The organism is Streptomyces sp. NPDC059477, assembly GCF_042749375.1.
GTDB lineage: Bacteria > Actinomycetota > Actinomycetes > Streptomycetales > Streptomycetaceae > Streptomyces.
The window spans coordinates 1-18663 of record NZ_JBHYUG010000043.1 but is presented as its reverse complement, the minus strand read 5'-3'; the positions used below and the strand labels follow the sequence as shown (position 1 = coordinate 18663).

Annotated in this window: 14 protein-coding genes, 3 tRNA genes and 1 pseudogene; 7 read left to right on the top strand and 11 right to left on the bottom strand. The window is 70.9% G+C overall.

What is annotated here, in order from left to right; all coding sequences use genetic code 11:
- Positions 1-267: 267 nt before the first annotated feature.
- The gene (locus tag ACFXAZ_RS21815) at positions 268-885 is read right to left on the bottom strand and encodes a TetR/AcrR family transcriptional regulator (protein ID WP_384593613.1); all 618 of its coding nucleotides are present in this window, start codon (positions 883-885) and stop codon (positions 268-270) included.
- A gap of 157 nt (positions 886-1042) precedes the next feature.
- On the opposite strand from ACFXAZ_RS21815, the gene ACFXAZ_RS21810 reads away from it, so the two are divergent.
- Entirely contained in the window at positions 1043-1903 is an 861-nt protein-coding gene (locus ACFXAZ_RS21810) for an enoyl-CoA hydratase/isomerase family protein (protein ID WP_384593610.1), read from the top strand.
- A 271-nt stretch (positions 1904-2174) separates the two neighbouring features.
- A pseudogene (locus ACFXAZ_RS21805) lies at positions 2175-2430 on the top strand (IS5/IS1182 family transposase); the annotation flags it as partial.
- Between the two features lie 106 nt (positions 2431-2536).
- Here the strand turns inward: ACFXAZ_RS21805 and ACFXAZ_RS21800 are convergent.
- The 3 genes from ACFXAZ_RS21800 to ACFXAZ_RS21790 all read right to left on the bottom strand — a co-directional run bounded on the left by ACFXAZ_RS21800 (position 2537) and on the right by ACFXAZ_RS21790 (position 2937).
- Positions 2537-2610, bottom strand: a tRNA-Ile gene (locus tag ACFXAZ_RS21800).
- Positions 2611-2786: 176 nt separating this feature from the next.
- Positions 2787-2859 (bottom strand) — tRNA-Asn (locus ACFXAZ_RS21795).
- A gap of 5 nt (positions 2860-2864) precedes the next feature.
- Positions 2865-2937: transfer RNA gene (locus ACFXAZ_RS21790), tRNA-Asn, on the bottom strand.
- Between the two features lie 155 nt (positions 2938-3092).
- On the opposite strand from ACFXAZ_RS21790, the gene ACFXAZ_RS21785 reads away from it, so the two are divergent.
- The 4 genes from ACFXAZ_RS21785 (at position 3093) to ACFXAZ_RS21770 (ending at position 8850) form a co-directional block, all read left to right on the top strand.
- Positions 3093-3398, top strand: coding sequence for a YtxH domain-containing protein (locus ACFXAZ_RS21785; RefSeq protein WP_384593607.1), 306 nt, complete (start codon positions 3093-3095; stop codon positions 3396-3398).
- A gap of 167 nt (positions 3399-3565) precedes the next feature.
- Positions 3566-5014, top strand: a complete 1449-nt coding sequence (locus ACFXAZ_RS21780) for an FGGY family carbohydrate kinase (RefSeq protein WP_384593604.1) — start codon at positions 3566-3568, stop codon at positions 5012-5014.
- 174 nt (positions 5015-5188) lie between these two features.
- Positions 5189-6922 (top strand): ABC transporter ATP-binding protein, encoded by a 1734-nt coding sequence (locus tag ACFXAZ_RS21775; protein WP_384593601.1) that lies wholly within the window; start codon positions 5189-5191, stop codon positions 6920-6922.
- A complete protein-coding gene (locus tag ACFXAZ_RS21770; RefSeq protein ID WP_384593598.1) occupies positions 6922-8850 on the top strand; it encodes an ABC transporter ATP-binding protein in 1929 nt (642 codons plus the stop codon). The genes ACFXAZ_RS21775 and ACFXAZ_RS21770 overlap by 1 nt, the downstream gene beginning before the upstream one ends.
- Before the next feature lie 196 nt (positions 8851-9046).
- On the opposite strand, the gene ACFXAZ_RS21765 is transcribed toward ACFXAZ_RS21770, so the two are convergent.
- The 5 genes from ACFXAZ_RS21765 to ACFXAZ_RS21745 form a co-directional block, all read right to left on the bottom strand.
- Positions 9047-10432 (bottom strand): sigma-70 family RNA polymerase sigma factor, encoded by a 1386-nt coding sequence (locus ACFXAZ_RS21765; RefSeq protein ID WP_384593595.1) that lies wholly within the window; start codon positions 10430-10432, stop codon positions 9047-9049.
- A 105-nt stretch (positions 10433-10537) separates the two neighbouring features.
- Positions 10538-12439 (bottom strand): DNA primase, encoded by a 1902-nt coding sequence (gene dnaG / locus ACFXAZ_RS21760; RefSeq protein ID WP_384593592.1) that lies wholly within the window; start codon positions 12437-12439, stop codon positions 10538-10540.
- A 57-nt stretch (positions 12440-12496) separates the two neighbouring features.
- Positions 12497-13762 (bottom strand): NAD(P)/FAD-dependent oxidoreductase, encoded by a 1266-nt coding sequence (locus ACFXAZ_RS21755; protein ID WP_384593589.1) that lies wholly within the window; start codon positions 13760-13762, stop codon positions 12497-12499.
- Between the two features lie 157 nt (positions 13763-13919).
- Positions 13920-15257, bottom strand: a complete 1338-nt coding sequence (locus ACFXAZ_RS21750) for a deoxyguanosinetriphosphate triphosphohydrolase (protein WP_384593586.1) — start codon at positions 15255-15257, stop codon at positions 13920-13922.
- Positions 15245-16276: a sirohydrochlorin chelatase gene (locus ACFXAZ_RS21745; RefSeq protein ID WP_384593583.1), complete on the bottom strand. Its 1032-nt coding sequence runs from the start codon at positions 16274-16276 to the stop codon at positions 15245-15247. Before ACFXAZ_RS21745 ends, ACFXAZ_RS21750 begins: the two co-directional genes overlap by 13 nt.
- 151 nt (positions 16277-16427) lie before the next feature.
- Between ACFXAZ_RS21745 and ACFXAZ_RS21740 the strand changes: the two genes are divergently transcribed.
- The gene (locus tag ACFXAZ_RS21740) at positions 16428-17108 is read left to right on the top strand and encodes a vancomycin high temperature exclusion protein (protein WP_384593580.1); all 681 of its coding nucleotides are present in this window, start codon (positions 16428-16430) and stop codon (positions 17106-17108) included.
- A 60-nt stretch (positions 17109-17168) separates the two neighbouring features.
- On the opposite strand, the gene ACFXAZ_RS21735 is transcribed toward ACFXAZ_RS21740, so the two are convergent.
- On the bottom strand, positions 17169-17585 hold the full coding sequence (locus ACFXAZ_RS21735) for a gamma-glutamylcyclotransferase family protein (RefSeq protein WP_384593577.1): 417 nt from the start codon (positions 17583-17585) through the stop codon (positions 17169-17171).
- Between the two features lie 50 nt (positions 17586-17635).
- Entirely contained in the window at positions 17636-18229 is a 594-nt protein-coding gene (locus ACFXAZ_RS21730; RefSeq protein ID WP_384593574.1) for an NADPH-dependent FMN reductase, read from the bottom strand.
- Between the last annotated feature and the right edge of the window lie 434 nt (positions 18230-18663).

Genomic DNA, 18663 nt, shown 5'->3' with positions numbered 1-18663 from the left:
CCCTGTAGAGAGCGGGGGGGGTGGGGGGGGGGTGTTCTCGTGCGGGGTGTGGGTTGGGTGTCGCGCGCCCACCCGGCCCCCCCCCCCCCGCCCGCCCCCCCCCGATACCGCTGACCGTCAGCGGCGGTCGGCCCCTTCTTCGAGCCACACTCCTGCACTCGCGGCCGAGGGGCCGAGGCTGGATTCCCACGACGCGACCACCGCCGCCGGTTCGACCACTCCTTCCGGCTGCCTCGGCACCACCGAGAAAGCCGCCGCGGCGGCCCTCTACGACGGAGCGTCCGCCTCCTGGCGTGTCGGGGTCGAGAAGGCGGCGAACGCGGCGTCCAGCAGTTCGCCGAGGTCCTCTTGGCCGTCGCTCGCACTCCATTGCCCGAGGACGATCCACAAGATTTCGAGCGCCGCGGCTACGCGAACGTTGGCGATGACCGATGAGCCAACGGTCGAGGGGGTTGTCCTCCGCAGTCGGGCGACGATCTCCGGCCGCCATTCGGTCTGCTTCTCGCGGAGGCGTGCGCACAGGGCCGGGGTCTGCTCGATGAGGCCGAGGATCGTCACGAGTTCCCGGACATCGCGGACAAGGAACGTCACGGCCGACTCCAGGGCGTCGCGCAGCCTGCTCCAGTCGTCCTGGTCGGCCCGCTCGGCATCGAGCGCGTCGGTGATGACGTCACCGACAGGGTCGAAGACGAACAGGACCACGTCTTCCTTGGTGCCGAAGTAGCGCAGGAAGGTGCTCCGCGACACTCCGGCGGCTTCGGCGAGGTCGGCGAAGGTGACCTGGTTGAAGCCGGTGAGGCAGAACCGGTTGAACGCGACACGGGCCAGCTCTGCCCGCACCGCGTGGCGGCCGATCTCACGGGTACCGACTGGCGCTGCACTCATGGGGACGAGTGTACTCCGACACACTCATTTGCTTCTTCGGGTACAGGTTTCTAACCTGATACCGAGTGTCAGCAACAATACTGAGACTCGCGACTGTCCCCAGCCGACGGCCCGGCCAGATCACGGTCCGTCCCTCACCGCGATATGGAGCCACCTCATGAGCTACGAAGACCTTCCCGCCCTGACGATCGACGTCTCGGACGGGGTCGCGACGGTGACCATCGATCACCCGCCGCTCAATCTGATGGACGCGGTCCTCCTGCCGTCACTCCGGGCATTCGTCGCGCGGGTGCGCGACGACGCCGACGTCCGCGTCATCGTCTTCGAGAGTGCGGACCCGGAGTTCTTCGTCGCGCACGGTGACATGGCCTACCTCACCGACCCCGACGCGCTGCCTGCGGCCACTCGCGCCGCGATCGCGGCTGCACCGAGCTCGGCCATCCCCGAGGGCCTGAACATCCTCCAGGCGATGAGCGAGGAGGTCCGCTCACTGCCGCAGATCACCATCGGCAAGCTCGCCGGCTTCGCACGCGGCGCGGGCAACGAGTTCTTCATGTACCTGGACATGCGATTCGCGGCGATCGGCAGGTCGGGGCAGGCGCAGCCGGAGTCCTTGATGGGGATCCTCCCCGGAGGCGGCGGCACGGTGAACATGACGCGCCTGGCCGGAAGGGCCCGCGCGCTGGAACTCATCCTCGGCGCCGAACTCGTGGGCGCGGAGCTCGCGGAACGGTACGGTCTGATCAACCGTGCCCTGCCCGCCGCCGAACTCGATTCCTTCGTCGACACCCTCGCCCGACGGATCGCCGGCCTGCGGCCAGAGGTGATCCCCATCACCAAGGCCGCGGTCGACGCGGTCGCACAGCCGATTCCTCATGCGGCGTACGCCGTTGAGAACGAGGGCCTGTTCGCGGCATTCGGCGATGAGGTCACCGAGCTGGCCCACAAGCTGCTCGCCGCTGGTATCCAGACCCGCGAGGGCGAACGGGACCACGAGCGCATCGCCAACAGCGTCTGAGTGGCCAAGCGCTCGCCATCCGTGCGCAGAGGTTCCGCAGGAAGAGTTCCCCAGTCGTTGCCGGCACGCGCGCGTTGCCGAGTGGTCAGGTCGGATCGACCACCCTGGTTCACCGGGCCTGTCGAAAACACAACCGGCTGAAGCACCGGAACCAGCGGGCACGGGAGTGAATGGCGCAAGCAGCCGCAAGCATGACAACGCTGTTCGGCCGCGCGGACAGGCACGGTTGGGAAAGCAGGCAGCCGAGCGGGCACAGGTCCCGTTGATCCGCTCGGCCACCACGATCCACAGCCGCCGCGACCCATGGATACGACTGGGCGTCTTCGCCCGGCTCAAGCAGATCCCGTAGACGGCTCCATCACCAAAGCCCCAGGAGCCGGAGGCGTGAGATGGCCGGGCGTTCCCCGATCGACCGCGGCGGCAAACAGGGCCTAAAACGCTCAGGCATGACGGACGGATACCGCATCCCACCAGGTCATGTTCCGGCCGGCGCCAACTCCCATGACTCCCCGCCACTCGCCCCGACCTGGACGGCCTGAACAACCTGGGTCCATTGCCCGACGACCGCACGCCACACGCCCTCGGAGAATCGAGTTTCCACAGGTCGAAGGTTTCTGCACGCGTAGCGCGCAGTGGGGCGGGTGGGACTCGAACCCACGGCCGACGGATTATGAGTCCGCTGCTCTAACCGGCTGAGCTACCGCCCCATAGCGGCGTGTCGCGCACATTTGTGCGCGCCGTCTGCCGCAGCATAGCCGCTCATACGATCTCCTGCTCCGGATGGTCGGCTTCCCACGGCGTTCATGACCAGAGGACTCCGCCGCGCCGTGAACGGTTCCCCGGGGCATGAAAAAGGACCCCTGAAGGGCCCTCGTTCATCAGGCTCCCCCGACTGGACTCGAACCAGTAACCTGCCGGTTAACAGCCGGCTGCTCTGCCAATTGAGCTACGGAGGACCGCGCTCCCCCGACTGGACTCGAACCAGTAACCTGCCGGTTAACAGCCGGCTGCTCTGCCAATTGAGCTACGGAGGAATGCCTCGTTGCATCGAACGTACCTACCTGGGTATTCGCCAGGGGGCGTGGGCTCGCTGCGACACATACATTAGCGCAAGCAGGGGGGTGCTCCGCCAATCGGTTCCCCCGGGCCCGACGCCGACTGCTGGACACGTCAAGAAAGGGTGGTCGCCGTGCGCTACAAGCTCATGTTCGTCGCCGGACTCGCGGTGGGATACGTACTGGGCACGAGGGCCGGGCGCGAGCGCTACGAGCAGCTGAGGAAATCCGCCCGGGAGTTCGCCCAGAACCCCGCCGTGCGCAACACCGCCGAGACCGCCGCCCAGCAGGGCCGCGAGTTCGCCGGCAAGGCCTACCACGCCGTCAGCGAGAAGGTCGGCGACCGGATGCCCGACTCGGTGGCCGACCGGGTCCGCTCGCTGCGCGAGCGCGCCGCCAACGCGGGCGCGGAGGACGACTGGGGCACCAGTAATACGTAGGGACAGCGGTAGTGCGTAGTGATGCGTACTGATGCGTAGCGATATTGATTGATTGTGGTGGATATGGGTGGAGATGGGGGGTGGCCGGGGCGGGTTCGGGGGCTCCCGGCCACTCCCCTTCCGCTCCGCGGCCGGAGCCCGTGCGGGGATGCGGCAAAATCTCAGGTATGGGGATAGTCGCCGGGCTGGACAGCTCACCGGATTCCACTCGTATCGTCGTCTGCGACGCGGACACCGGGACCGTGCTGCGCACGGGCTACGCGGCGCATCCGCTGGGTGACGGGGGTGCGCGGCCCAGCGATGTCGATCCGCAGGCGTGGCTGCTCTCCCTGGGGGAGGCCGCGGGGGGTGGGCTGCTGGAGGGCGTGCAGGCCATCGGGGTGTCCGCGCAGCAGAACGCGCTGGTGCCGCTGGACGCGCAGGGCAACACCGTGCGGCCCGCGATGGTCGGCGGGGACAAGCGGGCGCAGGTCGCCGCCGCCGATCTGGTCGACGCGCTGGGCGGGCGAGCGGCGTGGGCACAGGCCGTCGGGTGCGTGCCGCAGGCCGGGCAGCCGGTGACCAAGCTGCGCTGGCTGCACCGCGCCGAGCCGGAGAACGCGCGGCGCGCGTCCGTGCTGATGCAGGCCCATGACTGGCTGGTGTGGCAGTTGCTGGGGCGCCCGGTGCGCCGGACCACCGACCGGGGCGGAGCCTCGGGGACCGGGTACTGGTCGGCGGCGGCGGGGGCGTACCGGCCGGATCTGGTGGAGCTGGCGCTCGGGCATCAGGCGATGCTGCCGGAGGTGATCGGGCCCGCCGACGCCGCCGGTACGACGCCGGAGGGGCTGCTGATCTCCGCCGGGACCGGCGAGACGATGGCCGCCGCGCTCGGGCTGGGGCTGGGGCTCGGGGATGCCGTGGTGTCGCTGGGGGCCTCCGGGTCGGTGATGGCCGTGCATCCCGAGGCGCTCCAGGACCCCAGCGGGATGATCACCTCGCTCGCCGACGCAACCGGCATGCATCTGCCCGTCGTCACCACCCTCAACGCGGTACGGACCCTGCGCGGGGCGGCCGAGCTGCTCGGGGCGGCGGATCTGGAGGGGCTGTCCGCACTGGCGATGAAGTCGACGCCGGGGGCGCACGGGCTGGTGCTGCTGCCCTATCTGGAGGGCGAGCGCACCCCGAGCCTGCCGCACACGGCGGGCACGCTCGCGGGGCTGCGGCGGGAGTCGATGAAGCCGGAGCATGTCGCGCGAGCCGCGTTCGAGGGCATGCTCTGCGGGCTCGCGGACGCGCTGGACGTGCTGCGCGGGCGCGGAGTGGACGTACGGCGGGTGTTTCTGCTGGGGCCGGCCGCCGAGCTGCCGGCCGTGCAGGCGGCGGCGCCCGCGCTGTTCGGGGCGCAGGTCGTGGTGCCACAGCCGGCGGACTACGGGGCGATCGGTGCCGCGCGGCAGGCGGCCTGGGCGCTCGGGGTGTCCCGGGGCACGCTCGACGCGCGTACTCCGCCCGTCTGGCAGGGCGCGGTGGCGCAGGTGCTGGAGCCGGGTGAGGAGCTGGCGGTGGGGCAGGCGGTGCGGCAGCAGTTCGTGTCGGTGCGGGAGCAGACTCATCCGGGTGCATTCCGGGTGTAACGGTCTCTTTGGGTGCTATGGAATGTAAGAGTCCGGTAGGAAGCGCACCCACAAGGCCGTATCGGGCCCCGCCGACGGATTAATCGGTTGAGGTAACGCCACTGGAGTGTCCGACGATAGGGGCCAAGGGCAACGACTCCCGCCCCCACCCCGCCGACTCCGAGAGACCCCAGCGTGCTCATACGACTTCTGCGGGCCTATCTCAGGCCCTACAAGAAACATCTCGCTCTGCTGGTGCTGCTCCAGCTGCTCCAGACCTGCGCCACCCTCTATCTGCCCACCCTGAACGCGGACATCATCGACAACGGTGTCGTCAAAGGCGACACCGGCTACATCATGAGCTTCGGCGCCCTGATGATCGGCATCTCGCTGGTCCAGGTCGTCTGCAACATCGGGGCCGTGTTCTACGGCGCCCGTACCGCGGCGGCGCTCGGCCGGGACGTGCGGGGCGCCGTCTTCGACCGGGTCCAGTCCTTCTCCGCGCGCGAGGTGGGGCACTTCGGCGCGCCCTCGCTGATCACCCGGACCACCAATGACGTCCAGCAGATCCAGATGCTGGCCCTGATGACGTTCACGCTGATGGTGTCGGCGCCGATCATGTGCGTGGGCGGCATCGTGCTGGCGCTCGGGCTGGACGTGCCGCTGTCCGGCGTGCTGGTGGCGGTCGTGCCGGTGCTCGGCATCAGCGTGACGCTGATCGTGCGGGCGCTGCGCCCGCTGTTCCGGTCGATGCAGGTACGGCTCGACACGGTGAACCGGGTGCTGCGTGAGCAGATCACCGGCAACCGGGTGATCCGGGCGTTCGTGCGCGACGAGTACGAGCAGCAGCGGTTCCGGACGGCCAACACCGAGCTGACCGACGTATCGCTGAAGTCCGGGAATCTGCTCGCGCTGATGTTCCCGATCGTGATGACGGTGGTGAATCTGTCGTCGGTCGCGGTGGTCTGGTTCGGGGCGCACCGGATCGAGAGCGGTCAGATGGCGATCGGCGATCTGACGGCGTTCCTCTCCTATCTGATGCAGATCGTGATGTCCGTGATGATGGCCACCTTCATGTTCATGATGGTGCCGCGGGCCGAGGTGTGCGCCGAGCGGATCCACGAGGTGCTGGACACCGCGTCGAGCGTGGTGCCGCCCCTGGCGCCGGTGCGGGAGCTGCGCCGGCACGGCCATCTGGAGATCCGGGGCGCGGGCTTCCGCTACCCCGGCGCCGAGGAGCCGGTGCTGACCAACGTCGACGTGGTCGCGCTGCCCGGCGAGACGACCGCCGTGATCGGCTCGACCGGCAGCGGCAAGTCCACGCTGCTCGGGCTGGTGCCCCGGCTGTTCGACGCCACCGAGGGCGAGGTGCTGGTCGATGGGACGGATGTGCGGACGATAGATCCGCAGTTGCTGGCCAGGACGGTGGGGCTCGTGCCGCAGCGGCCGTATCTCTTCGCGGGGACGGTCGCCACCAATCTGCGGTACGGCAATCCGGACGCCACGGACGACGAGCTGTGGCACGCGCTGGAGGTGGCGCAGGCCAGGGAGTTCGTGGAGCGGCTCGAAGGCGGGCTGAACGCGCCCATCGCGCAGGGCGGCACGAATGTCTCCGGCGGCCAGCGCCAGCGGCTCGCCATCGCCCGGACCCTGGTCCAGGGCCCGGAGATCTATCTCTTCGACGACTCCTTCTCCGCGCTCGACTACGCCACCGACGCGGCGCTGCGGGCGGCGCTCGGCCGGGAGACCGCCGAGGCGACCGTGGTGATCGTCGCCCAGCGGGTGTCGACGATCCGGGACGCCGACCGGATCGTGGTCCTGGACCAGGGACTGGTCGTGGGCACCGGACGCCATCACGAGCTGATGGCGACGAACGAGACCTACCGGGAGATCGTGCTCTCCCAGCTCACGGAAGCGGAGGCCGCCTGATGGCCGGGCCCATGGGGCGGATGATGGCCGGGACCGGCCCCGACAACCGCTCGCTGGATTTCAAGACCTCGGTGAAACGGATGATCGGCCAGTTCCGTCCGGAACGGCTGACGATCTACGCGCTGCTGCTGTGTGTGGTGGTGAGCGTCGGGCTGTCGGTGATCGGCCCGAAGATCCTCGGTGACGCGACCGACCTGGTCTTCGCGGGGATCGTCGGCCGCGACATGCCGGCCGGGGAAACCAAGGCGCAGGTCCTTGAGGCGATGCGCGCGGAGGGGGACGGGCGGATCGCCGACATGCTCGGCTCCACCGACTTCACCCCCGGTGAGGGCATCGACTTCACCGCCGTGGGGCAGGTGCTGCTGCTCGCGCTCGCGGTGTTCCTGGTCGCCGGTCTGCTGATGGCGGTGGCGACCCGCCTGGTCAACCGGGCGGTCAACCGGACGATGTACCGGATGCGCGAGGACGTGCAGACCAAGCTGTCCCGGCTGCCCCTGTCCTACTTCGACAAGCGCCAGCGCGGCGAGATCCTCTCCCGGGCGACCAACGACATCGACAACATCGGCCAGACCCTCCAGCAGTCGATGGGCCAGCTGATCAACTCCGTGCTGACCATCATCGGTGTGCTGGTGATGATGTTCTGGGTCTCCTGGATCCTGGCACTGGTCGCCCTGGTGACCGTGCCGCTGTCGTTCGTGGTGGCCACCCGGGTCGGCAAGCGCTCGCAGCCGCACTTCGTGGCGCAGTGGCGCACCACCGGCAAGCTCAACGCGCACATCGAGGAGATGTACACCGGGCACACCCTGGTGAAGGTGTTCGGGCGGCAGGAGGAGTCGGCGCGGCAGTTCGCCGAGCAGAACGACGAGCTGTACGAGGCCGGGTTCAAGGCGCAGTTCAACAGCGGGATCATGCAGCCGCTGATGATGTTCGTGTCGAACCTGAACTATGTGCTGGTGGCGGTGGTCGGCGGGCTGCGGGTGGCGTCCGGCGCGCTGTCGATCGGCGACGTCCAGGCGTTCATCCAGTACTCCCGCCAGTTCTCGATGCCGCTGACGCAGGTCGCGTCGATGGCGAACCTGGTGCAGTCGGGGGTGGCGTCGGCGGAGCGGATCTTCGAACTGCTGGACGCCGAGGAGCAGTCGGCGGACCCGATGCCGGGGGCGCGGCCCGAGGAGCTGCGCGGGCGGGTGGCGCTGGAGGGGGTGTTCTTCAGCTACACCCCGGAGAAGCCGCTCATCGAGGATCTGTCCCTGACGGTCGAACCCGGGCAGACGGTCGCGATCGTCGGGCCGACGGGCGCGGGCAAGACGACGCTGGTCAATCTGCTGATGCGGTTCTACGAGGTCTCCGGGGGCCGGATCGCCCTCGACGGCGTCGACATCGCGTCGATGTCCCGCGACGAGCTGCGGTCCGGGATCGGCATGGTCCTCCAGGACACCTGGCTGTTCGGCGGCACCATCGCCGAGAACATCGCGTACGGCGCCTCCCGTGAGGTCACCCGCGGGGAGATCGAGGAGGCGGCGCGGGCTGCGCACGCGGACCGGTTCGTACGGACGCTGCCGGACGGGTACGACACGGTGATCGACGACGAGGGGTCGGGGGTCAGCGCGGGTGAGAAGCAGCTGATCACGATCGCGCGCGCGTTCCTGTCGGATCCGGTGATCCTGGTGCTGGACGAGGCGACGAGTTCCGTGGACACCCGCACGGAGGTGCTGATCCAGAAGGCGATGGCCAAGCTTCAGCATGGCCGGACGTCGTTCGTGATCGCGCACCGGCTGTCCACCATCCGGGACGCGGACACGATCCTGGTGATGGAGAACGGGGCGATCGTGGAGCAGGGGGCGCACGCGGAGCTGGTGGAGGCGGAGGGGGCGTACGCCCGCCTGTACAAGGCGCAGTTCGCGGAGGCGGTGGCGGAGGTGGACTGAGGGTGGCGGGGGGGCTGGGGTCCGGGGGGCGCTTACCCGCGCGTGCGGGGTGCCTCCCCCCCCGGGGGGGGCCCCCACCCGCCCCGGGCCCGGCGCCCCCCCCCCCCCCCGCCCCCCCCCCCGCGGGGGGGGGGGGGGGGGCGCCCCCCCCCCCCGCCCCCCCCCACGACTGCCCGCAGCCGGGGCGTAGGCCCACTCAGTCCAGGTAACCCCTCAGCTGGTCCGCGAACGCGTGGTCGCGGAGTTTGTTGAGGGTCTTGGACTCGATCTGGCGGATCCGTTCCCGGGTCACGCCGAAGATCCGGCCGATCTCCTCCAGCGTGCGCGGGCGGCCGTCGGCGAGGCCGTAGCGGAGCTGGACGACCTTGCGTTCGCGCTCGCCCAGGGTGGACAGCACCGCCTCCAGATGTTCTCTGAGCAGCAGGAACGCCGCCGATTCGACGGGGCTCGCGGCGTCGCCGTCCTCGATGAGGTCGCCGAGGGCCACGTCGTCCTCCTCGCCGACCGGCGCGTGCAGCGACACCGGTTCCTGGGCGAGCCGCAGGACCTCGCCGACCCGTTCCGGCGCGAGGTCGAGCTGGGCGGCGACCTCCTCCGCCGTCGGCTCGTAGCCCCGCTCCTGGAGCAGGCGGCGCTGGACGCGGACGACCCGGTTGATCAGTTCCACGACGTGCACCGGGACCCGTATCGTGCGCGCCTGGTCGGCCAGGGCGCGGGACATGGCCTGGCGGATCCACCAGGTGGCGTACGTGGAGAACTTGTAGCCGCGCGCGTAGTCGAACTTCTCGACCGCGCGGATCAGGCCCAGGTTGCCCTCCTGGACCAGGTCGAGCATGGTCAGGCCGCGGCCCACGTACCGCTTGGCGACCGAGACCACGAGCCTCAGGTTCGCCTCGATGAGCCGGCGTTTGGCCATCCGGCCCATGACGACCAGCTTGTCCAGGTCGAGGGCGAGTTCGCTGTCCAGGTCGGGGGTGGAGCCGAGTTTCTCCTCGGCGAACAGTCCGGCCTCCACGCGCCGGGCGAGGTCGACCTCCTCCGCCGCGGTGAGCAGGGAGATGCGGCCGATCTCGCGCAGGTACTGGCGGAAGAGGTCGGAGGTGGGGCCGGAGGTGTCGACGGCCCGGGAGCGGACGCGTGCGACGGGCGCGACGGGCTCGATGGGCTCGATGGGCTCGATGGGCTCGACGGTTTCCGTGGCTTCCAGCGCCCCGGCCGGTGGCCCGTCCGGCTCGGTCTGCTCGGTGGGCTCGGTGGGCTCGGGGGCGTTTGCGGTTTCGGGGTCGGCCGTGGCCCGGTGCTGGGGCGGCACGCCCACCAGGACTCCGGGCTCGGCGTCCGGCTGACCGCCGGCCGTGGTGCTGTCGTTCCGTTCGAGCTGTTCGAGGCGTTCGAGCTGTTCGAGGGTCTGGGTCTGCACGGGGGCGACCTCCAGGATGTTCGCTGCTGAGGCGTGCGGCAGCGCTGCTTGGGGAGCGGAGTCGGCGGCCTTGCCGCTGTCCGTCCCGTACGCGATGAGCGGAACCGCGGGGGTGTGGGACCCGTGGGGGACGGATCGGCCGCGCTCCGAGGACTCAGGCACCACAACCAGTGTGGGGTACGACACATCGCCGCCACGAGGGGCGTGCGGTGACTTTTTGCGTCCGGGCCGTGACCGGACCGGGGCTCCCGGGGCGGGAGACATGCGTCAGAGCGCTGCGGCGCCCTGGACGCGCAGGCTCTGACCGTACTGCTGGAGGACCCACAACTCGTTCTGCACGGTGGCGAGTTGGGCCGCGTCGCCGCCGGTGCCGAGCCGGGTGAGGGTGGACTGGACGTCCTGGATGCGGCGGTCGACGGCCCGGCGGCGGACCATGACGAGCTGCTCGCCCGCGTACACCTCGTCCACGTTCCTGCGCATGATCGCCTCGACGGCCAGCTCCGTGACCATCGCGCGGACGGTGTCGTCGGGGGCCGCCTCACGGACCCGGACCAGATACTCCTGCGAGTCCTGGGTGCCCCATTCGGCGCCGCCCGCCTCCATGACGGCCTGGCGGACGGCCGCGTAGGCGGGGGCCGTGAACTCGTCCACGCCGTAGGCGTCGAAGGCCGGGGAGACCAGCTCCGGGCGCTGGAGGGCGAGTTTCAGCAGCTCGCGCTCGGTGGCGTAGACGGGGTTGCGCAGGTTCAGCGCCGGGCCGCCGTGGGCGCGGGCGGGGCCGCCGCCCTCGTACGACGGCTGGGGGCGGGCCGGGGACGGGGCCTTGCCGCCGCGGTCGCGGGCCCAGCGGGCGAGCTGGCCGACGCGCTTGACGACGAACTGCGTGTCGAGGATGCCGAGCATCCCGGCGAGCTGGACGGCGACCTCGTGCTGGGCGCCGCTGTTCTTGATGCGGGCGACGACGGGGGCGGCCTCGTCCAGCGCGGAGGCGCGGCCGGCCGGGGTGTCCAGGTCGTAGCGGGAGACGATCTGGCGCAGGGCGAACTCGAACAGCGGGGTGCGGGGTTCCACCAGGTCGGACACCGCCTCGTCGCCCTTGGCGAGCCGCAGGTCGCAGGGGTCCATGTTGTCCGGGGCGATGGCGATGTAGGTCTCGGCGGCGAACTTCTGGTCGTCCTCGAAGGCCCGCAGGGCCGCCTTCTGGCCGGCCGCGTCGCCGTCGAAGGTGAAGATGACGCGCGCGGAGCCGTTGTCCATCAGCAGCCGGCGCAGGATCTTGATGTGGTCGCCGCCGAAGGCGGTGCCGCAGGTGGCGATGGCCGTCGTCACCCCGGCGAGATGGCAGGCCATGACATCCGTGTAGCCCTCGACGACGACCGCGCGGGAGGTCTTGGCGATCTCCTTCTTGGCGAGGTCGATGCCGTACAGCACCTGGGACTTGCGGTAGATCGCCGTGTCGGGCGTGTTGAGGTACTTCGGGCCGTTGTCCGCCTCGTAGAGCTTGCGGGCGCCGAAGCCGACGACCTCGCCGCCGATGTCCCGGATGGGCCACATCAGACGGCCCCGGAAGCGGTCGATGGGGCCGCGGCGGCCCTCCTGCACCAGGCCCGACAGGAGCAGTTCCTTGTCGGTGAAGCCCTTGCCGCGCAGATATCTCGTCAGGTGGTCCCAGCCCTGGGGGCTGTAGCCGATGCCGAAGTGGACGGCGGCGGCCTGGTCGAAGCCGCGCTCGGCGAGGAAGACCCGGCCGGTCTCGGCCTCGGGGCCCAGGGCGAGCTGCTCGGCGTACCACTCGGCGGCGATCTTGTGGGCCTCGACCAGGCGGATGCGTTCGCCGCGCTGGTGGGAGGGGTTGTAGCCGCCCTCCTCGTAGCGCAGGGTGATGCCGGCCTGGGCGGCGAGGCGCTCGACCACCTCGGAGAAGGAGAGGTGGTCGACCTTCATCACGAACGTGATGGTGTCGCCGCCCTCCTGGCAGCCGAAGCAGTGGAAGAGTCCCTTGCTCGGGCTGACCTGGAAGGACGGCGACTTCTCGTCATGGAAGGGGCACAGGCCCTTGAGGTTGCCACCGCCCGCGCCTCGCAACTGGAGGTACTCGGACACCACGGCGTCGATCGGGACCGCGTCCCGAACCGCCTTCACGTCCTCGTCGTTGATCCGTCCAGCCACGAGGAGATACTACGGTCCCGCACCGACACCTCGGCCGGAACGGGGGGCGCCGGGCGGTCAGCCGCCCAGCGCGCCCAGCTCCACCCGGGGATCGGCCAGCGCCTCCGGGTCCACCACCGCCCTGGACCGGATCAGTTTCTGGATGGTGTCTGTGACATCCCACACGTTCACATTCATCCCGGCCAGCACCCGCCCCTCCTTCAGCCAGAACGCGATGAACTCCCGCTTCGCGGCGTCACCCCGGATCACCACCTGGTCGTACGTGCCCGGCGGCGCCCATCCGCTGTACTCCATGCCGAGGTCGTACTGGTCGGAGAAGAAGTACGGGACCCTGTCGTACGTCACGTCCTGCCCCAGCATCGCGCGGGCCGCCGCCGGGCCGCCGTTGAGGGCGTTGGCCCAGTGCTCGACCCGGACCCTGGCGCCGAACAGGGCGTGCGGGAAGGAGGCCACGTCGCCGGCGGCGTGGATGTCGGGGTCGGAGGTGCGCAGCCGTTCGTCCACGAGGACGCCGCCGCCCTGGGCGCGGTCGGCGATGGCCAGGCCCGCCGCCTCCGCGAGGCCGATGCGCGGGGCGGCGCCGATCGCGGCGAGGACGTCGTGCGCCGGGTGCTCCTCCCCGTCGTCCGTGCGAGCGGCGAGGACCATGCCGTCCTGCCCGACGATCTCGGTGAGCCGCGCCCCGAAGTGGAAGCGCACCCCGTGCGAGGCGTGCAGCTCGGCGAAGACGGCGCCCAGCTCGGGGCCGAGCACGCCGTGCAGCGGGGTCGGCTCGGACTCGATGACGGTGACCTCGGCGCCGTACTGCCGGGCCGCCGCGGCGACCTCCAGGCCGATCCAGCCGGCGCCGGCGATCACCAGGTGCCCGTTGTCGCGGCCCAGGGTGGACAGCACGCCCTTGAGGCGTTCGGCGTGGGAGAGGCGGCGCAGATGGTGGACGCCCACGAGGTCGGTGCCCGGGATGTCGAGGCGGCGCGGCTCGGAGCCGGTGACCAGCAGCAGCTTGTCGTAGTGGACGAGGGTGCCGTCGTCGCCGAAACGGACCGTCCGCGCCTCGCGGTCGATCTTGTCGACGGTCTGTCCGAGATGCAGCTCGATGTCATTGCGCGCGTACCAGGCCGGTTCGTGCACGAAGACGCTGTCGCGCTCCTCCTTGCCGAGGAGATAGCCCTTGGACAGCGGCGGACGCTCGTACGGGTGGTCGCGTTCGTCACAGATCAGTATCACCCGCCCGTTGAAACCCTCCGCCCGGAGCGTCTCGGCCGCCTTCGCCCCGGCGAGACCGCCTCCGACGATGACGAATGTCTGATCCGCGTCGACCACTTGATGCCTCCTCGTAAAGATGGCGTCACATGACAGTGCCGCAGTGCCGCCACAGGTGAGCGTCCCGCACACAGCGTGATGGGGGAAGAGGGGGTGACCCGATCAGGCCACGGAGGGTCACCTTCGAGTGCTCCTGGGGCTCATCGGTCGCTCTGCGTCACTCCCGGGCCGCTCCGGTGCCGCGCCGGGCGGTCAGCCGGTGGTGCAGGGTGCGCGCGGAGGCGTCGGTCAGCGAGGCGATCTGATCCACGATCACCCGCTTGCGCGCCCGGTCGTCCGGCGCGCTGTCGAACAGCGCGCGGAACTGCGGGTCCAGTCCGTCCGGCGCCCGCGCGGTGAGCGCCTCGGCGAGTTCGGCGACCACGATCCGCTGATCGGCGCGCAGCAGGGCCTGCTCCTCGCGCTGCATCACATACCGGTCGGCGACCGCCTTGAGCACCGCGCACTCCATGCGGGTCGCGCGCGGTACGACGAGTTCGGCGGCGTACCGGGTGAGCCGGCCGCCGCCGTACGCCTGTCTGGTGGCGCCCTCGGCGGCCAGGCAGAACCGGCCGATGAGCTGGCTGGTGGCGTCCTTGAGGCGGGCCTGGGCGTGCGCCGAGCCGTCGTAGCCGTGCGGCCACCACTCCTCGTCGAGCAGCCGGTCGAGGGCGGCGGCGAGTTCGGCGGGGTCGGTGCCGGCCGGGACGTACCGGCCGACGGCGACCGCGTAGACCGCGCGGCGTTCGGGTTCGGCGTGCAGGCAGTTGGGGTCGATATGGCCCGCGTGGAGTCCGTCCTCGACGTCGTGCACCGAGTACGCCACGTCGTCCGACCAGTCCATGACCTGGGCCTCGAAGCAGGTGCGGGTGGCGGGGGCGCCCTCGCGGACCCAGTCGAAGACGGGACGGTCGTCGTCGTAGACGCCGAATTTCGGGGAGGCCGGGGTGGTGGGGTGCGCGCCGCGCGGCCAGGGGTACTTGGTGGCGGCGTCCAGGGTGGCGCGGGTGAGGTTGAGGCCGACGGAGCCCTCTGAGGTGAATCGTTTCGGCTCGATACGGGTGAGCAGCCGCAGCGACTGGGCGTTGCCCTCGAAGCCGCCGCAGTCCTCGGCGAACTCGTTGAGCGCCTGTTCGCCGTTGTGGCCGAAGGGGGGATGGCCCAGGTCGTGGGAGAGACAGGCGGCTTCCACCAGGTCGGGGTCGCAGCCGAGGGCCGCGCCGAGTTCCCGGCCGACCTGGGCGCACTCCAGGGAGTGGGTGAGGCGGGTGCGGGGGCTGGGGTCCCAGGCCTGGGAGGTCCCTCCGGGGGTGACCACCTGCGTCTTTCCCGCGAGCCTGCGGAGCGCGGCGGAGTGCAGGATGCGGGCGCGGTCGCGTTGGAAGGCGGTCCGGCCTGGGCGTTTGTCGGGTTCGGGGGCCCAGCGGGTTGTCGCCGACGGTTCGTAGGGGGAGTCTTCCGTGTCCTGCCGGGGATTCGGGGCTTGCGTGCCTTCCGTGTGTTTCATGCCTTCCATGGCATCGACAGTACGGGGATGTGAGGTGGGGGTGGGGGTGGGGATTCGCCCATTCGTCTGCCGGGTGCTGGTGTGTCGCGGGTGCGGGTGGTGGGGGGTTGCTCGCGCAGTTCCCCGCGCCCCTGAAGGGGCGCTGTCGGTGCTCGGGGTTTTTGGTGGGCGTTCTTGTAGCGGGTCAGGAGTAGGTGGGGGAGGGCGGGGTGGGGTCCCAGGGGGTGCGAGGCCAGCCAGGGGGCCTGGGCGGCGCATTGGGTGGCGAAGAGGCCGGGGGCCGTGAAGTAGGACGCGACCGCGATCCTGGGGCGGCCCGCCCGGCGGAGGGTGTCGATGGCCTCGGGGAGGGTCGGGTGGGCCGCCGAGGCGTAGGCGGGCAGGACGGGGACGCCCAGGCGGGTGGCGAGGAGGCGGGCGGTGTGTGCGGTGTCCAGGGCCGCCTCGGGGTCGCGGGAGCCCGCCGCCGCGAGGACGACCGCGCTCGTACGGCGGTCCTGGTCCGTCATGCGGGTGGGCCAGCCCGCCTCGGTCAGCCGGGTGTGCAGGGCCTGGGCCAGGAAGGGGTGGGGGCCGAGGGGGGCGGCGATCGTCGTACGGGCGGGTGAGGCCGCCGCCATCTCCGGGATGTCCCGCTTGATGTGGTGGCCGCGGCTGAGGAGGAGCGGGACGAGGACGGCTTCCGCGTCGCCGAGGCGGGCGAGGGTGTCGGGGAGCAGCGGGGCGTTCAGCTCGATATGGCCCAGGTGGACGGCCAGGGCCGGGCGCAGGGCACGGACGCGGGCGGCGAGGGCCTGGATGGTGGTGAGGGCTCGGGGGTCGCGGCTGCCGTGGGGGACCAGGACGAGGGCGGGTGGGGTGGTGCGGGCAGGCTGGGTGGTGCGGGCAGGCTGGGCGATCTGGGTGGTCCGAGGGGTGGGGGCGGTCACGCGGGTCGGGGCGGTCGGCGCGGGCGGGGCGGTCTGAGGGGTGGGGGCGGTCTGAGGGGTGCGGGCGGTTGAGGGGGTCGGGGTGGTCGCGGGGGTCATTGAAGGATCGTGGCGTGTGGACGTTGCGTGGCCGTTGCCCGGGCGTCACGCGGGTTTGCGGGGGCTTCACCGGCGTTCACCTGTGAGTGTGAGGGCGCGGGAACCTCCGCCCCCCTTGATCGCGTTTCGCTGGTGAAGGGTGGAGGAGGGTGTGGTGAGGTTTCGTCGTCCGCGGCTGCCGCGGAGCACGGCCGGGAAGCGGCGGCTGGTGCAGTCGGTGATGGCCGGATGCGTGCTGGCGCTGCTGCCGGTCACCTGGCTGCGGCTGAGCACCGGCGACCGGTTGCGCACGGTGGCCGATGTGCCGTCCACGGAGGTGGCCGTCGTCTTCGGCGCCGGGCTGCGGTGGGACGGCGAGCCGTCGACCCCGCTGGCGAACCGGCTGGACACGGCGGCGGGGCTGTACGAGGCGGGGCGGATCGAGGTCGTGCTGGTCACGGGCGACAACAGCAGCGAGGAGTACGACGAGCCGGAGGCCATGCGCGCCTATCTGACCGGGCTGGGCGTGCCCGACACGCGGATCGTCAGCGACTACGCCGGGTTCGACACCTGGGATTCCTGCGTCCGCGCGAAGCAGGTCTTCGGCGTCGACGAGGCGGTGCTGATCAGCCAGGCGTACCACATACCCAGGGCAGTGGCGCTCTGCGAGGCGGCAGGGGTGACCTCGTACGGCGTGGCGGCCGATGAGCTGGACAGGAACCGGGTCCAGGGTGGTGTACGGGAGATCCTCGCGGCCGGGAAGGCGGTGTGGGACGTGGTGATCCAGCCGGACCCGACGTTCCTGGGGCCGGAGGAGCCAGGGGTGCGGCGGGCGCTTGCGGGGGCGGAGTGAGGGGCGGGTCAGCCCTCCCCCCTCCCTCGCTCTCTCCCCCGCTCCTTCCCCCGGCCCAATTCAGCGGTTCCGGGAGTGCCAGTCGCCGGTTTGGATACGGGTGCCTCCGGTGCGTAGGGCGGTGGCGATGGATGGGGCGGCCAGGTACACCCAGGCGCGGACGGGGGTTTCGTCCGGCTCGCGGATGACCTCGCGGGCGATCCGTTCGTAGAGGCTGCGCGGGTCGCCGGGGACGTACTCCTCCAATGCGTCCAGGGCGTGGAGCAGTTCCGCGTAGGCGTCCGGGAGGGCGGTGATCAGGTCGCCGTGCACCACTCCCCCGGGTTCGGGGACGGCGTACGGGTAGCCGGGGCCGTCGTAGAGGACCGCGTCGGTGAGGCGGGCGGGGCGTTCCGTGCGGGTGCGACCGCGCAGGAAGGCGTCGTGGTTGGGCTCACCGGGGCGCAGGGTGCCGTAGACGAAGAACGGGAGGGTCACGGACGGGATTGTCTCCCGTCCGTGTGTTCGACAGGCGCCCCGGGGTCGGCCTAGACGGCGTACGGGCGTCGCTCGCGTCCTTCCTTCAGGGTCCTGCCCCACCAGACCAACTGGTCCAGCATCGCCTTGGCCGCCGCGTCCGAGGTGGCCGGGTCCTTGAGCCGGCCCGCGTCGTCGAAGGCGGCGCCGGCGTGGTGGAAGGAGACGGTGTCCCGGAGGGTGACGGCGTGCAGTTCGGCGAAGACCTGGCGCAACTGCTCGACCGCGCGCAGCCCGCCCGAGCGACCACCGTAGGAGACGAGGGCGACGGGCTTGGCCCGCCACTCGCCGTAATGCCAGTCGATCAGGTTCTTCAGGCCCGCCGGGAAGGAGTGGTTGTACTCGGGGGTCAGGACGACGAACGCGTCCGCCGCCGCCAGTCGCGGGGTGACGTCGGCGAGCGCGGCCGTGGCCTGCGGGGTCGGGTTCATGGTCATCGGCAACGGGACCTCGGCGACGTCCACGACCTGGGGGGACAGCTCCTCGTGGGCGTGGATCCGGTCGAGGAGCCAGTCGGCGACGACGGGCCCGAAGCGGCCGTGCCGGTTGCTGCCGACGACGACGATGACGTCGAGGGGAGCCGGGATCGTGCTCTCGGTTGTCATGCACAACAGGCTGGTACCTGAAGAATGGTTGAGGTCAAGTCGCCCGTTCGCGGGCCCGGTCACCCATTCACACCCCTGCCGGCCGTCCTTCCGACACTTTCTCGGCGTCCGGCTCCCGCTCCCCCCATGACCTGCTGAAACGCATCGCGGGCCGGTGTCCCGTCGCCCCCGCCACCACCCGTTCACCGCATTTCCGGCGCCGCTTCGACAAGCGGGCTCGCCGCGCTGCCCTTTTCCTCGAAGGGCAGGGCCCTGACCCGACCCGACCGCTCGACGGACACCACGGCTCGACCGGCACCACCGCTCGACGGACACCACGGCTCGACCGACCCGACCGCTCGAAGGAGCATCGATGCGACGTACCGCCCGGCTGCTGGCCGCCACCGCGCTAGGCGTGACCGCCGCGGCCGGTCTCGCCGCACCCGCGTACGGCC